Genomic DNA, 13661 nt, shown 5'->3' with positions numbered 1-13661 from the left:
ATATAGGATATTACAGAGGAAACGCATTTGACAGGACTATCGCTTGAATTTCACTGAATTTTCTGTAAAATAATATCAAGTTCTATCCACTACTTGTAATGTTTTGCTCGCACACTACATTTACGAGGATTGGGTTGGGCTTTCTTTATCGTACTCTGCTTGGCAAAATAAACGATAAAGTTCCGCTTATTGGTATTTTACTGGTAAGATAAATGGAATAGACTGAAAAGCCGTACTTATTTTCCGGGAACACTTTAATTATAGAAAAAAGGCTACATTTAAAGTAATTGTTTCTTTTAATGTAGCCTTTTTATTGAATTTTATTATATGAATTTTTTTATTCTACTTGGCTACTAATAGCGCTGCCGCTTCTTCCAACGTGACCATATTCGTAATCATCGAACAAGCCGCATCAAGAATCGGGAACGCTAATGCAGCACCCGATCCTTCTCCAAGTCGCATATTCATATGCAGCATCGGTTCCAGCCCTAAAAGCTCGGCCGCAATTTTTGCACCTGGTTCTTCCGATAAATGTGACGGTATCAAATATGCTTTCACATTCGGATTTAATTTATAGGCGATTAATGCTGAAACGGTTGAAATATACCCGTCAACAACGACCGGCACACGATTCGCTGCTGCTGCAAGGAAGATTCCTGCCATCCCGCAAATCTCCAGTCCGCCGACTTTCGCGACAACATCAATCGGATCATCCGCATTCGGCTCATTCAATGCAATTGCTTTTCGAATAACTTCGGCTTTATATTTAATGCCGCCAGCCCCGACACCAGCGCCGAAGCCCGTTACTTCCATAGGATCACAGCCATGAAGTACCGAAAGAACCGCAGCACTTGGCGTCGTATTTCCTATGCCCATTTCACCTGTACCGATAAGATTGATACCGTTTTGGATCGCTTCTGTTGCGACTTCAATCCCTACTTCAATTGCCTGAATCGCTTTTTCTCGGGTCATCGCTGGACCTTTCGCCATATTGTCCGTCCCGTATTTCACCTTTTTAATAATGACCCCTGCGTCTTGAGGTAAATCTTCTTTTACTCCGATATCTACCGGAATGACTTGTGCATTCGTGATTTTCGCAATCGTACACATTCCTGTCGTCCCTTTTGGAAAGGAAAGTGTTTGGAATACCGTTGTACCTTGCGGGTTCGGCGTTACCCCTTCCTCATATACTCCGTGGTCTGCAGCCATGACGATCATCGCTTTGTTATCGATTTTCGGCGCAAGCTCACCGGTAATTGTAGCAATTTGCATAGCTAAAGATTCGAGCTTCCCTAAGCTTTGAGGCGGTTTAGCTAATGAGTCTATGTACTGACGTGCTTTGTCTTCCATTTGTCGGTCGATTTCTTGAATTTGTTCAATCGTTTGCTGTAGTAATTTCATGTTTCGTTTCCCCCATTAGAATGAATTTTTGACAATAAAAATAGCCTGCAGTTTATTCGATAACAAATAAACTACAGACATATCCAGTGTCTATAAAAAGTAAGCATACTTAGGCAGGTCTCCTGGCTCAGATTCATGATTTCATAGCCCCTTCCCAGATTGACATCCAGTGGGCTTTGCTATGAAACTCCTCTATACAGTGTTGGGATTACGCTAAAGCTTTTCACTTTATTCCCTATTCTCCCTTAACGGGCACCTAATGCTTGATGAATTTAACATTACTTTACTTTGAACCTGTCTTCTCGTCAAGGGGTCTATGCATTCAGCTTCTATACGTCTCCCCAATCGACAACGTTTTCAGTTCCACCTCTTCCAAATCCGCGCGCTGCCAATGATCATGCAGCCGGTCAATCGCTTCTTTCGGTGTATCATCCGCCAGCATATAGGCACCGTAATGCATCGGAATAAACACTTTCGCTCCGACCTCACAAAACGCCTGGATCGCTTCTTCCGGTGTCACGTGGGAGGCATGCATAAACCATTCCGGCTCATATGCACCGATTGGCATTAGCGCTGTATGTATGTTGAAGCGTTCGCCAATATCTTTGAAGCCTCTAAAATACCCGCTATCTCCGGCGTAATAAATACTTTGCGCATCCGATGCCGTTTGCAATATGAAGCCGCCCCAATGCGATGTATTCGTATCCCAAGGCATGCGTCTTGTCCAATGGTTTGCAGGAACGAAATGAATTTCAAGCGCACTTGATTCATGCTTGTCATACCATGATAGCTCGATAAAGTTGTGCAACTTATGACGCTTCATTAAATAACCGAGCCCTTCCGGAATAAGAAACAATACGTTGGGATTTCGTTTTTTCAATTTCTTTAACGTCGGTACGTGCAGGTGATCGTAATGCGAGTGTGAAATGAGGACAATATCAATGTCCGGTAATTCATCCAGCCGCACCCCCGGCTCTGCCAACCGTTTCGCTACACCCATCCAATTTGCCCAAACCGGGTCCGTTAAAATATTGAGCCCTTCTTTTTGAATCAAAAAGGTCGAGTGGCCGATCCACGTAACGGACTGCTCCGTGCGATTACTTTTTAGAAACGCAATTTGCTTTTCCTCACACTGCGGTACTTCGTAATCGACAACTTTCTTTTGCTTTGATCGCTGCCATTTCAGGACATCTTTAAAAGTACCGAGCCGGTCATCGTGGTCTAAATTTGTAAAGCGTTTACTCATCGCAGCACTCTCCTATTAATAAAGGCTTAAATTCCTACGCTGATCACCCAGCTGCGGTTTCATTATTATCCTTGCAAAAAAGTAAACAAAAAAACTTAAAAAAGTACCGAGTACAGTAATGCTGTTTGATACCGGAATAGATGAAGCGATAACGCTCATGATATTTAATGTGTAAAATACTATTACTCCAATTAACGCAACTGTCATCACTTTATTTTTTCTTGCCAATTGTTTTCGATACAGCGGGCTGCCAATGCCGTTCCTGCTATGCTTTGTCTCTATAATTTGTTTAATTAAAGCATAAGTTAAACCTGCAATAATGATCCCAACTACTGCAAATCCAATCCTATCATCCATTTCAATTTTCCCCGTTTCACTAATCTCCCAAATAAAACTCCTTTATTTTATACGGTAAGACTTTACTCATAATAATTCCTGCCAAAGCCAAGCCAATCAAAATCACTCCAATTTCCATAAGGTTTTTTAACCATGTGATTTCAATCATATTCGTTATGTTGGATCCACCTATAATGATGAAAACAGCTCCAGCCCATGCCAATAAAAAACCTGCGCCAAATTGTAGCCATTCTTTTTTTGAAAGCTGTTTAAAAACCGCCCTATGCTTATAAAATTTCCGAGTCGCAAAGATTAATAATAACCCTGTTAGAATATATCCAATCATCACAATCCCCCTGTATCTTTTCCTTTTAAAAGTTTAATTGTCGCCCATAACGAGACGATGAACAGCAACATAAATATGAAAAAAGAAATTCCCGCAAGCCATTTTGCAACGATCGACGGCTGATTAATATATAGCTGTATATTTTTAATTAAAAATCCAATAAACACGGTTTGAGCTAGGATTAAGCTAATACTTACAGAAATCGTCTTTGAATTCTGTGTCATACCCGCTCTCCCCCTTTAGTTATTATTTTACTATACTAACATATTCTCCTAAAACAAGGTAGTACAGAGTCCGGCTTATAAAACTTACAGCGCCCTTCAACAAATTAAAAAACCGGCATGAATTTCTCCATGCCGGTTTCACCCTATCAACTAAGTACGCTCTCACTTTCCGCATACACTTTCACGCGGTTACGACCTTCTTCCTTCGCAGCATATAAAGCGGTATCTGCCTTATGCAATAGCTGATGCAGTGTTTCCTCTGTCCAGTCCACCACTTCCGCCACACCAATACTTAAAGTAACTGAAAGATTCCCTACTTCTGTCATGAGGGGTGCCTGCTCAACGGCAGTTCGAAGCTGGTTGGCTAGTATTTCACCTTCTGCTTCATTGAAACCTTTCAGCGCAATGACGAATTCTTCCCCGCCGTATCGCGCGAAGAAATGGCTTTCCAGCAGTTGTGTTTTGCAAGCATTTACGACGTGCACGAGCAATTGGTCCCCAATATGATGCCCGTACGTATCATTCACCCGTTTAAAGTGATCGATATCCATTAATAGGGCCGTAAATGGTAAACCTGTTTCCTTAGCTTTCTGAAAATCCTGCTCACTTTGCTGTAGAAATGCACGGCGATTATAAATCTTTGTCAGCTCATCGTAATAAGCTTGCTGCTCCAATTTTTCCTGCAGTCTTTTGATCTCCGTAATATCCGTAAAAACCAGCAACAGACCTTTACTGTTTCTCGCTTGTTCCAGTGAAGTAATACGGACTTGATAAACCCGCTCCGCATGTTCGGAGCATAACCTTACTTCTTGAACGTACTCGATATCGGCCGTTAATTTGAATGGCAGGGCCTCTCCTGTCTGCTCATTCCAAAACTTCACGAAGTTTTTGCCAAACATCGATTTGTTCAAATTAGGCAACATCACTTTGGAAGCTTGATTGAATTCAATAAGCCGGTATGAATCGTCCAATACGATGGCCCCATCATTGATACTATTATAGATTTTATCTTTCGCAATCGGCATAATCCGAAACAGCTGCGATGTGCTGATTGCCCACAAGTATAATAATGAAGAAAGCCATAAAATCATTGGTACCGGATCCACTCCTGGAGGTGTGAATCCGTTCAAATAAAGAAACGCTGTCACTATCGGAACAAGCTGGCCGAACATTAACGCAATCAATTGGGGGCGGTATACTTTCGCCGTTTCCTTCCAATGAGAAATCAACAGCAAAAACGCGACAAACATGCTGGCAAATGTGTAGACACCGTGCACCATATACCACATGCCAATCTCCTGATAAACAAAAGGTGCCCCTAAATTCGGGTCCAGTTCAAATACACGATAATGAAGATGATGCCAGTGATTTGTCGCTACCATAATAATTGTAATAATCGGAACAAGAAGTATGAGCATGCTTCTTCTAACCGTCAGCTTAAATCCTAAATAGCTCATGACATACAGTAAACCTAATGTTGCAGATGTAGGCATCCCGATGTAGAGAACGGTATTCCAGAAACTGATTTGTTCGAGCGTCGTCGATATTAAAGACATAGCCGAAGCAAAACAGTAAATACTAATGGCTGCTGTATATAAAATAAAATAATTTGCGATATTTGTATATTTATGACGTTTGCTAAAGGCATAGAGACATAAGTACAAATTCAGTACGCCTGACGTGCAAACAAGCGTAATATACATAGTCAATTGCGAACCCATTTTTGGTTCACCCTCTCTTAATTAACACTTTTTCCTTATAATGTAGCACATTTTAAAATATAAATGGATATTTTATTGAGATAATAATGATGGAATGAGGGCTTCCGTCCCAAGACTTCTTTAAGATTTCGACTATAAAAGGATGTGTTGTTTAACAATACCCACTATTAAAAACGGACGCTGATTCCTATTACAGAATCGCGTCCGCTAAAACGCCGATCCGTACGAAATTTCAAGTACGAATCGGCTTTCTTTATTTGAAAGTGAGAACCTTCCCACCGTCCTGTTAATTTAATTGAAGCTCCTCTACACGCGCTGCTTGAATATGTTTCCCAATAATGCCATACACAATTGTCATCAACACGACACTTGCAACCATCACTGAAATACTTGGCACAATAAACGCTTTACTCATCGAGAAAATGACTTCTGTACGGAACCAGTTTTGGAACGGTATACCTAGACCTAAAAGTACAGCGAAGAATCCGATTTTCACAACAATAGGTTTCCCTTTCATTTTACCGATCATCGAGTTAATAAATAAACGTAACAGCGCCAATCCTGCTCCGACAAAAAAGAACGTTATTAAATACCCTTTCACCGCTTCATCCAGAATAAACGCTTTCCCCACAAATCCGATTAATATAATACTAGCAATTGCCATTAATAGTTTAGATACTTTACTCATTGTTTGCTTCCTCCTCAAAATTGAACAACTTGTTCATTTCATACTCTTATTTTAAAATGGACGAGTAATGGAAGCAATGCACAATATTCAACATATTGTTGATTTTTATTAAACTTCTCTCCCCAATTCTATTTGAATTGAAATTATAACCGAAAAGTGATAGATTCCAAGTAATAAATATCCATATCCCTTTACTTATAACCCAATATCATACAGAATGATTGTTAAATAGAAGATAAACTTTTATGTTTTAAACATATATAAATCTAAAATGTTATAGGTTACCATTTGAAGGGAGTGCTATTTCATGATTCAAAATACGGTTAAACGTAATAACGTACATATTCGAGGTAAAGGTAAAAAACCTCTAATATTCGCTGCGGGATTTGGTTGCGACCAAACGGTATGGAATGACATTTTCCCTGCTTTTGAAGAGGATTATCAAGTGGTTTTATTTGATTATGTCGGGTTTGGAAATTCAGATATTACAGCTTTTGACCTTGTAAAGTATGGAGAACTGTCCGGTTACGTACAGGATCTATTGGATGTTTGTGAAGCGCTCTATTTAAAGGATGCTGTTTTTGTCGGTCACTCGGTAAGTAGTATGATCGGTTTATTGGCTTCGTTAGAGAAACCGGAATATTTTTCACAAATAATCATGATTGCTCCGTCGCCAAGCTATATAAATGATCCGCCTGTATACTACGGTGGTTTTGAAAAGAAGGACTTACTCAATTTAATGGACATGATGGAAAAAAATTATATCGGCTGGGCCAATGCTTTCTCGATTACATTATTAAACAATACGGCAAAAGCAGGTGTGGCAAAAGATTTGGAAGATCGTTTCTGTTCTACCGATCCTTTATTCGCCAATACTTTTGCAAAGGCTTGCTTCTTTACTGATAGTCGTAAAGATGTTCCGAAAGCTACGGTACCTTCCCTTATTTTACAATGCTCGGAAGATGTCATTGCACCAAAGGTAGTTGGCGAGTACTTACATGAGAATATGCCAAACAGCACGATTGTCTATATGAATGCAATCGGTCACTGTCCACATATGAGCGACCCAGAGGAAACCATTCAATTGATTAAAGATTATTTATTGGAGCAATCTGTGCCCCTTATCGGTGAGGGTGTGGGATTTATAAATGGATGAACTCATAGAAAACGCTCCATGCGGGCTTCTCACTCTATCTGCACAAGGTGAAATACTTACTATAAATAAGACAATGCTAAATTTGCTGCACTATCCATCATCTGAGCATCTTATAGGAAAGCATTTTAATGTGCTATTATCTCCTTCCTCTCAGATTTTCTGTCAGCTCTATTTAGTACCAATGATGAAAGTGAAGCAGGCGGTAGAGGAAATGTTCCTGACATTACTATCCGTAATGAAAGAAGAAATTCCTATATTATTAAATGCATCTGTCCATGATAATCATCCGTTTACCTGTGTCATCTTTCCGATCCGTAATCGCAGTGCATTGGAAGACGCGCTCATTAACGCCAGAAAAATGACGGAAGATGCTTATTTAGAAAAAGAGCAGGCCCTTTTGGAATTGGAAAGAAAGCAACAGGATCTCTTGCAGGCCAATCAAATCAACACGAAAATCATGCGCGAAACCGAGCGTGATTTACAGATTGCCAAAAAAGTTCAGGAAACCGCATTAACGAATGACATCACCAATGACAATATTGAGATTCTCTCTTATTACCATGCTTCCAAATCATTATCCGGGGATATTTTTGGATTTTATCAAGTAACGCCCCAAAAATATGCAATTATTTTATTGGATGTGATGGGGCATGGGGTTTCATCGGCCTTAATTACGATGTCCCTTCAATCGATGTTCCAAAAGTTAATATCACGGGAAGCTGCGCCTGAAAAGGTATTGCAGGAGCTGGACCAATACTTGCACGATTTATTTCAAAATAACCAGGATGCATGGCATTACTGTACAGCAATCTATTTAAATATTGATATTCGTACACAGACGATTGAATATATAAATGCTGGTCATCCCCCTGCCATCCTGCAGGTAGACAACAATGGTGTACAGCAAGAGCTAGGTGCAACCAATCCGCCATTAGGAACATTCGAAAACATACTTTTTAAATCGAGAACTTTGCACTATGAACGCGGGACAAAAATTCTTTTGTACACAGATGGCGTTTCGGAAGCATTTGAATGTAACACTTTAAATGATTTATTGAACGAATCCATCTCCTGTCCATTGGCACAGACAAAAGAGACCATACAGAGTGCCCTCGAAAACAAGGAAACGATTTATAGTAAATACAATAACGATGACCAGTGTTTTATTTTGGTTGGGTTGTGATAAAAAACAGTGGGAGAAGCTTCCCGCTGTTTTTCTATTTTCCTACTAAGACTGTGACTCTTGCCCGTGGAGGTGTTTATATGAAGAAATTAATTTTAATATTTAGTTTCATTTTTTTTACTGCTTGTTCAAATGAAACATATTCTATTTACGGAGAAATCTCTTCAATTGAAGAAGATAGCATCAATGTTGGGTGTTCAGATCTAGTTAGAAAATCGAATAACAGTAATGATGACATAGGCTATTCTTGTACTATAAAAATAACCGACGAAACGATTATTAAGACTCAAGCTGGTGATGCATTAACATTTGATGAATTATATAAAAATAATGCGGTTTCAGTATATTTTGAAGAGCCAATAACAAGTGTCGATTCCGAAAGACTAACATTTGAAGCTAAAGAGATAACAGTATTTGAAAGTAAGGAATAGAAGGGTTTTGAACAACGAGGAACAATTCTGAATCCCTTTCTACAATATACTGTTTCATATTTTTTGACCTTCGATAATTCCGATTATTTTTCTTTCGTAATCAAACTCTATTCTATAAGTGATTTCGTAATTCATTATATCAAACTAAATTAAAGAGCAACAAACGTTGATTTAATAACACTTGTTGCTTTTCCAGGGATTCCCAGGTTACATATAAATGCTGCTAGATTAACTAATAAGTAGTTAATTTAACTGCTTTTTGAGCCGAGTAAATCCAGCGTTGCCACCAGGACAGGTTATCCTGATATTCTTCCACATTTAGAGTGTAGAGGGCATCTTCGTTTTTCCAAATCCGTTCAAAATATCGTTCCATATCCAAGACAAGCGCGCTATCATTTGGAGCAAGGATTCGTACATTATTTTCTAAATTGTAATTATCTAATGTACGTTCCGTATAATTGGAAGAACCGCTTGAAATGATTGTTTGTTCCGCTGTTTGAATCCAGATGGCTTTTGTATGGTATTGGCCGACTACGGTATTGTACCAGCGAATGTTGATTTGTTCATTTGTATCTTCAAGCAGCTCGTTCACAACCGGCCGATTCGGCAGACCGGACTTTTCCTGGCCAAATGAGTTTTCGTTTGGATCTAGTATCATATTCACTTCCACGCCACGGTTTACTGCATCTGTTAAAGCGTTCACAATGCCGCGCTGTGCAATAAAGAACATGCCAACCCAAATTTTATCTCCCTCTTTTGTCGCCTCCAGATCTTCAAGTAAGGCATCCAAAACTTTTTTCTCGGTCAAATACTGTACCGCATACTGGCCGTCATCTTGCTGAGGAATCTCCGCCCTCGGCAATTTTGGACCATCCGACATGAGCGACACCGCTTCTTCTGCCTCCAGAATATCGTTTATGACGGGCCCCGTTACTTTCAAAGCAAGATTTCCGTGGAAGCCACTTGCATCATGCGGGTTTGATGAAGTAATAATCGCTTCCTTTTCCGAAACTGCTGCTTTGCGGTGGTTGGCTTTCACGTTGAGCAGTTCCAAATAGGAGGATGCGGTCATTTTTGGTGCTTTGCTCGACATGGCGTTGGCAATCCATCCTTCGCCATCACGGTCGAACCATTGAAAAAATAATCGGTATAAGCCTGAATAAATCGGCGTGGAATCCCTCAGTGGTTCCAAATCGGTATAAACAATTTCTACTCCGGCTTCACGCATCTTCTTGAACCATGGCGTTTCATAGGAACCATAGCCCTTATTTAGCGGATCGGTGATAAAAATAACCGGCATATCCGGATTGTTTTTCTTTTTCTCGGCAAGCTTGTCAGAGAGACTATCTGCGATTTGCGGGAAATCTTCTTTTTCATCGAAATACCCATCCATCAAGAAGAAATCCATCACGACAAACTGTTCGGCTTCATCAATCAATGTATAAACTTCATCAAATATATGATTCTCATGTTTTCGATCCGTTCCATCTTGGTCTTGCGCATAAGTTAAATCCGTGATCATTTCAATATTGTCTGTTCTATGTAAGTCCCCTTCATAGGAAATATCTTTCGGCAACGGTTTATATGTATGCCATAACATTACCCCTATATATAGTAAAATCAAAAGAAGTATAAGAACCCTTATAACCTTTTTTCTGCGACTCAAGCTGTTCCATTTCTTCTGAACTTTTTCCATTGAAATTCCCCCAGTACTGTTGTACTTTAAGTTCCCGCGCACAAGCAAAGTTAAACAGCGCTTGCTTGTGTGGGGGCTGGGATTTTCAGAGGAGTTTTAAGTTTAGTGCCACGGAAAAAGTCTGTTTTTAATTACTATCAAGTCCGATGCTGAAATTCATTCAAGAGTAGGATCAGGTAACATTAAATCATCCTCTGCTAGTTGAAGAAATGTCTGATAGTCGCTGTATTCACTCTTTAGCTCTCTATATGCCTGTTCCCTTTGTTCACGTGTTGTTGCTTCCATATATTTATCAAAACTAAGAGCAAAGTCTATTCTTGCTTCATTGTATTTATAGAAATACCTATCATGGATCTTTTGTTCAGTTGAAAGCCCTACACCTGTTTTATTAAAAATTGTTGAAAACATAACATTTATGTTCCCAAGCATTTCTTTTCGTTCGTCCTCTTCATAATTATCAGCATTCTCATGAAATTCGATTATTTCTGCAATTGGAGAAGCCAATAGTTTTAATGAATAGTATGGAATTTGTCGGTATTCAAGAATCGTTCGATGCTGCTGATACATAAACGTAATAATGTAAATTCCAATAATTCCTGCAATCACAAGTTTCAATTTTTTCATTCTAGTCACCTCACTATTAAAAGTATAACATTGGCTGAAGAGAAACTAGTTGAGCCTTTTGATTGAACAATTTTAAAGGAAGCATAATGTTCGAATAAAAAAACGGTTAATGCTGCTACAACAACGTGTAAAGATATCCTTCCCCCTCTCCATTGAACCATAGCCCACCATCACATTAGTTGAAGTGCATATTTGGGAACATTATTTCTCTTATCGTATTAAATGTCTAATTTTTGAAAAACAAAATTCCGAAAATAAGAGATTCCACACAGAAACCCAATTAAAACAATCGCTGATGCTTTTCTCCAAAAACCGCTTTCGCTATACCAAGAAGCTAGTGCTGAAGCTAAATATTTAATATAAATTCAATTATCTTAAACTTGACAGAGAATAATCTAAGTATTAATATTTTATATATTATAAATAGAGTTTTCTCCTTAGTTTGGTAGTCAATATTTTGGATATTGATTATCCATTCAAAAAGGAATTAGAATAATAATTTTAAATAATAGGTAGACATTTTAAAAAACCTAGATTAGGTTAGTTAAAAGTAAACCGACAATTTTAAAAGTAAATGGTTTGATATTTGAAACCATTATTTTTTGATTGTCGGTTTTTTTATTTTTTAGAAATGAAAGCTATGGACTTGTTAGAAATGGTGCAGAGAAATAATATTTATATATGCTATATGGGAGAAACTAGAGGTAACACAGACTATAAAATAAATATATAAAGATTAATTGTGGAATGGAAGGGATGGAAGTCACGATGAATAAAACAAAGGGTGCTCTTGAAGCCGAAATCAGTAAAGTGTTAACTAATTGGGAGAAAAGTTATCTAGGGCGCGGTTCCGTATCGGTTAAATCAGATATCTTGCGAGATATGGTGGTTGTTGTGTTAGGGGGGGTCTTAACACCTGCTGAATATGCAGTATGCCAAAATAAAGAGGGCCTATTATCAGTTAAAAAAATGCGAAATAGCTTGGTGGAATCGGGTGTAGAAGAAATAAAAGAAGCAATACTAACCATAACAGGTATGGAAGTGGTGAGTTTTTATAGTGATTTGAGCACAATAACTGGGGAACGCATTATGGTCTTTAAGCTTTCAGAGGATTTGCAAAGTAAATTATGATGTAACAATTGAATGTAGTCATTTCTCTAGAATCGTTTCAAGAAGTTAATGTAATAATGAATTAATAGTCTTCTGGGGAAAGAAAAGTTTTATATCCCTCATTATAATAGCGAATAAAGGAGGATTAAATTGTTATGGATAATAGTAAAACATCAGTACCTCAATTAGATACAAAACTTAAAAACCATCTTGAAATTTTCGATAATGAAATCCATCTAAATATAAAGGAAACGATAGCTAAAAATAAGGAAATAATAGAGAAAAATCGCGAAATTCTATCCTTTAAAATTGCTGACGATTCAAAGAAAATAATAGAATGAGTTTTCTTTCTTCCTAAATAATTGCATAAAACACCGCATAATATTCCACACAAAAATCCACAAACACTGATTTAAAAGCGTTTGTGGATTTTTTTGGATTCTCAAACTTTCATTTAGGAACGTTATTTTGTAAAGAACTGTATAATTTTATCTAAGTGCAATATTATTTTTTGCAATGAGCTTAATTGAACCGATTGTTAATACATTGATTTAATTATAGTTATCGAAGTATTTCCCCTTTTCAATAATTTTTTCTGTACTTAATCCTGTCCATTCTTCTGGAGTTAGATTTGGGTGTAAGTCGAGGTAGGATTTAATCATTTTATAGCCTTCACTATACCCATAAAATAAAGGCAGCCCTTTACCACCATATAAGATTTCTAAAGAACGATTTATATCTTTACTGTTTAAATCAGGTTCAATTTTAGACCAAAATTCATTATTATAAGTGAAATCCATTTGTGTAATTTCAATATCAGGATATACAGTTTTTTCAAACATAACAGCTTTTCCTTCAAATATAAGATTATCTAAGACTGAACCTGAATGAGTACTTAAATAACTTTCTGCCCAAGTACTATGATGATATTCATGTGCTAAAGCAACCTTTATAAAATCATCTTCAAAGTATTCATTATAAGGAATCAGAATTTTACCAGCACCTACCGTATACATAACAACATTGGAATTACTAGATGGAAAGACACATACTGCTACGTCACTTTCAGATTGTAGTAGCTTAGCGGATTGAAGTAGTGCATCTTGAATAAGTGCATTTATGTCATCTTTTTTACTTTCAATTAATTCACTTACAATTTTTAATTCGGTTAAACTAGTTGGAGCCTTATTAAGAACGGAATCTACTATATGTATGAACTCTCCATTTTCAAAACAGTCGCTGTAAACAGGTTGGATAACCTCCTCCTTGTATAATTCCAAGTTTGATTGGCTTGTATAATTTTTTACTTTTTCAAGGTAGCTATCAAATAAAGTATTAACATGGACTATTTTAAACTTTTGATTGGTATCAGAGTTCTCAAATAAATATAATAATTCTTTCTCATCAAAAATTTCTTCCTTCTCACTTCTATCCGTTTGTGTGCAAGCTGATAGAGTAAATAAAAGTACAATAAATTTCAAGATATTTTTCAAATTGTT

Annotated in this window: 15 protein-coding genes and 1 riboswitch; of the genes, 5 read left to right on the top strand and 10 right to left on the bottom strand. The window is 37.7% G+C overall.

Translation table 11 applies throughout. The features are described from left to right. Positions 1 to 342 precede the first annotated feature (342 nt). The 7 genes from cobT to AC6CH1_RS13355 all read right to left on the bottom strand — a co-directional run bounded on the left by cobT (position 343) and on the right by AC6CH1_RS13355 (position 5962). The gene (gene cobT, locus AC6CH1_RS13385) at positions 343 to 1401 is read right to left on the bottom strand and encodes a nicotinate-nucleotide--dimethylbenzimidazole phosphoribosyltransferase (protein WP_498317962.1); all 1059 of its coding nucleotides are present in this window, start codon (positions 1399 to 1401) and stop codon (positions 343 to 345) included. A 95-nt stretch (positions 1402 to 1496) separates the two neighbouring features. Continuing rightward, positions 1497 to 1676, bottom strand: a riboswitch (cobalamin riboswitch). Positions 1677 to 1723: 47 nt separating this feature from the next. Then, complete coding sequence (locus AC6CH1_RS13380; protein WP_498317960.1) at positions 1724 to 2647, bottom strand: MBL fold metallo-hydrolase; 924 nt, start codon at positions 2645 to 2647, stop codon at positions 1724 to 1726. Positions 2648 to 2662: 15 nt separating this feature from the next. Beyond that, on the bottom strand, positions 2663 to 3004 hold the full coding sequence (locus tag AC6CH1_RS13375) for a 4-aminobutyrate aminotransferase (protein ID WP_498317958.1): 342 nt from the start codon (positions 3002 to 3004) through the stop codon (positions 2663 to 2665). 19 nt (positions 3005 to 3023) lie between these two features. Continuing rightward, a complete protein-coding gene (locus tag AC6CH1_RS13370) occupies positions 3024 to 3329 on the bottom strand; it encodes a hypothetical protein (protein WP_498317956.1) in 306 nt (101 codons plus the stop codon). Then, positions 3329 to 3553 carry a hypothetical protein gene (locus AC6CH1_RS13365; protein WP_498317955.1) on the bottom strand — a complete coding sequence of 75 codons (225 nt, stop codon included), beginning with the start codon at positions 3551 to 3553 and terminating at the stop codon, positions 3329 to 3331. The genes AC6CH1_RS13370 and AC6CH1_RS13365 overlap by 1 nt, the downstream gene beginning before the upstream one ends. A gap of 146 nt (positions 3554 to 3699) precedes the next feature. Continuing rightward, positions 3700 to 5274, bottom strand: a complete 1575-nt coding sequence (locus AC6CH1_RS13360) for a histidine kinase N-terminal 7TM domain-containing diguanylate cyclase (protein ID WP_498317953.1) — start codon at positions 5272 to 5274, stop codon at positions 3700 to 3702. Positions 5275 to 5560: 286 nt separating this feature from the next. Further along, a complete protein-coding gene (locus AC6CH1_RS13355) occupies positions 5561 to 5962 on the bottom strand; it encodes an MFS transporter permease (RefSeq protein ID WP_498317951.1) in 402 nt (133 codons plus the stop codon). Between the two features lie 307 nt (positions 5963 to 6269). Here AC6CH1_RS13355 and AC6CH1_RS13350 point away from each other — a divergent pair, with 307 nt between their 5' ends. From AC6CH1_RS13350 to AC6CH1_RS13340, 3 genes are all read left to right on the top strand, one after another. After that, positions 6270 to 7118 carry an alpha/beta fold hydrolase gene (locus tag AC6CH1_RS13350; protein WP_251690217.1) on the top strand — a complete coding sequence of 283 codons (849 nt, stop codon included), beginning with the start codon at positions 6270 to 6272 and terminating at the stop codon, positions 7116 to 7118. Beyond that, complete coding sequence (locus tag AC6CH1_RS13345; protein ID WP_251690218.1) at positions 7111 to 8301, top strand: SpoIIE family protein phosphatase; 1191 nt, start codon at positions 7111 to 7113, stop codon at positions 8299 to 8301. The genes AC6CH1_RS13350 and AC6CH1_RS13345 overlap by 8 nt, the downstream gene beginning before the upstream one ends. Before the next feature lie 80 nt (positions 8302 to 8381). Next, positions 8382 to 8732, top strand: coding sequence for a hypothetical protein (locus tag AC6CH1_RS13340; RefSeq protein ID WP_251690219.1), 351 nt, complete (start codon positions 8382 to 8384; stop codon positions 8730 to 8732). Positions 8733 to 8964: 232 nt separating this feature from the next. On the opposite strand, the gene AC6CH1_RS13335 is transcribed toward AC6CH1_RS13340, so the two are convergent. Together AC6CH1_RS13335 and AC6CH1_RS13330 are read right to left on the bottom strand one after the other, a co-directional pair. Beyond that, on the bottom strand, positions 8965 to 10428 hold the full coding sequence (locus AC6CH1_RS13335) for a phospholipase D family protein (RefSeq protein ID WP_498317949.1): 1464 nt from the start codon (positions 10426 to 10428) through the stop codon (positions 8965 to 8967). 156 nt (positions 10429 to 10584) lie between these two features. Beyond that, complete coding sequence (locus tag AC6CH1_RS13330; protein WP_498317948.1) at positions 10585 to 11052, bottom strand: hypothetical protein; 468 nt, start codon at positions 11050 to 11052, stop codon at positions 10585 to 10587. A gap of 768 nt (positions 11053 to 11820) precedes the next feature. Here AC6CH1_RS13330 and AC6CH1_RS13325 point away from each other — a divergent pair. Both AC6CH1_RS13325 and AC6CH1_RS13320 read left to right on the top strand, forming a co-directional pair. Then, complete coding sequence (locus AC6CH1_RS13325; RefSeq protein WP_498317946.1) at positions 11821 to 12183, top strand: Na-translocating system protein MpsC family protein; 363 nt, start codon at positions 11821 to 11823, stop codon at positions 12181 to 12183. A 134-nt stretch (positions 12184 to 12317) separates the two neighbouring features. Continuing rightward, positions 12318 to 12503, top strand: coding sequence for a multidrug transporter (locus AC6CH1_RS13320; RefSeq protein WP_251690223.1), 186 nt, complete (start codon positions 12318 to 12320; stop codon positions 12501 to 12503). A 210-nt stretch (positions 12504 to 12713) separates the two neighbouring features. On the opposite strand, the gene AC6CH1_RS13315 is transcribed toward AC6CH1_RS13320, so the two are convergent. Further along, on the bottom strand, positions 12714 to 13655 hold the full coding sequence (locus tag AC6CH1_RS13315; protein ID WP_251690224.1) for a DUF2268 domain-containing putative Zn-dependent protease: 942 nt from the start codon (positions 13653 to 13655) through the stop codon (positions 12714 to 12716). Positions 13656 to 13661: the final 6 nt, after the last annotated feature.

The organism is Solibacillus sp. GQ1, from assembly GCF_059758555.1.
The sequence above is the reverse complement of the archived record's forward strand: the minus strand, read 5'-3'. Positions and strand labels throughout refer to the sequence as shown.

Coding starts and splice junctions, on each gene's coding strand:
- AC6CH1_RS13380 (WP_498317960.1), bottom strand. CDS start 2,647: ATGAGTAAACGCTTTACAAATTTAGACCACGATGACCGGCTCGGTACT.
- AC6CH1_RS13365 (WP_498317955.1), bottom strand. CDS start 3,553: ATGACACAGAATTCAAAGACGATTTCTGTAAGTATTAGCTTAATCCTA.
- AC6CH1_RS13330 (WP_498317948.1), bottom strand. CDS start 11,052: ATGAAAAAATTGAAACTTGTGATTGCAGGAATTATTGGAATTTACATT.
- AC6CH1_RS13355 (WP_498317951.1), bottom strand. CDS start 5,962: ATGAGTAAAGTATCTAAACTATTAATGGCAATTGCTAGTATTATATTA.
- cobT (WP_498317962.1), bottom strand. CDS start 1,401: ATGAAATTACTACAGCAAACGATTGAACAAATTCAAGAAATCGACCGA.
- AC6CH1_RS13370 (WP_498317956.1), bottom strand. CDS start 3,329: ATGATTGGATATATTCTAACAGGGTTATTATTAATCTTTGCGACTCGG.
- AC6CH1_RS13335 (WP_498317949.1), bottom strand. CDS start 10,428: ATGGAAAAAGTTCAGAAGAAATGGAACAGCTTGAGTCGCAGAAAAAAG.
- AC6CH1_RS13375 (WP_498317958.1), bottom strand. CDS start 3,004: ATGGATGATAGGATTGGATTTGCAGTAGTTGGGATCATTATTGCAGGT.
- AC6CH1_RS13360 (WP_498317953.1), bottom strand. CDS start 5,274: ATGGGTTCGCAATTGACTATGTATATTACGCTTGTTTGCACGTCAGGC.
- AC6CH1_RS13325 (WP_498317946.1), top strand. CDS start 11,821: ATGAATAAAACAAAGGGTGCTCTTGAAGCCGAAATCAGTAAAGTGTTA.
- AC6CH1_RS13350 (WP_251690217.1), top strand. CDS start 6,270: ATGATTCAAAATACGGTTAAACGTAATAACGTACATATTCGAGGTAAA.
- AC6CH1_RS13340 (WP_251690219.1), top strand. CDS start 8,382: ATGAAGAAATTAATTTTAATATTTAGTTTCATTTTTTTTACTGCTTGT.
- AC6CH1_RS13320 (WP_251690223.1), top strand. CDS start 12,318: ATGGATAATAGTAAAACATCAGTACCTCAATTAGATACAAAACTTAAA.
- AC6CH1_RS13345 (WP_251690218.1), top strand. CDS start 7,111: ATGGATGAACTCATAGAAAACGCTCCATGCGGGCTTCTCACTCTATCT.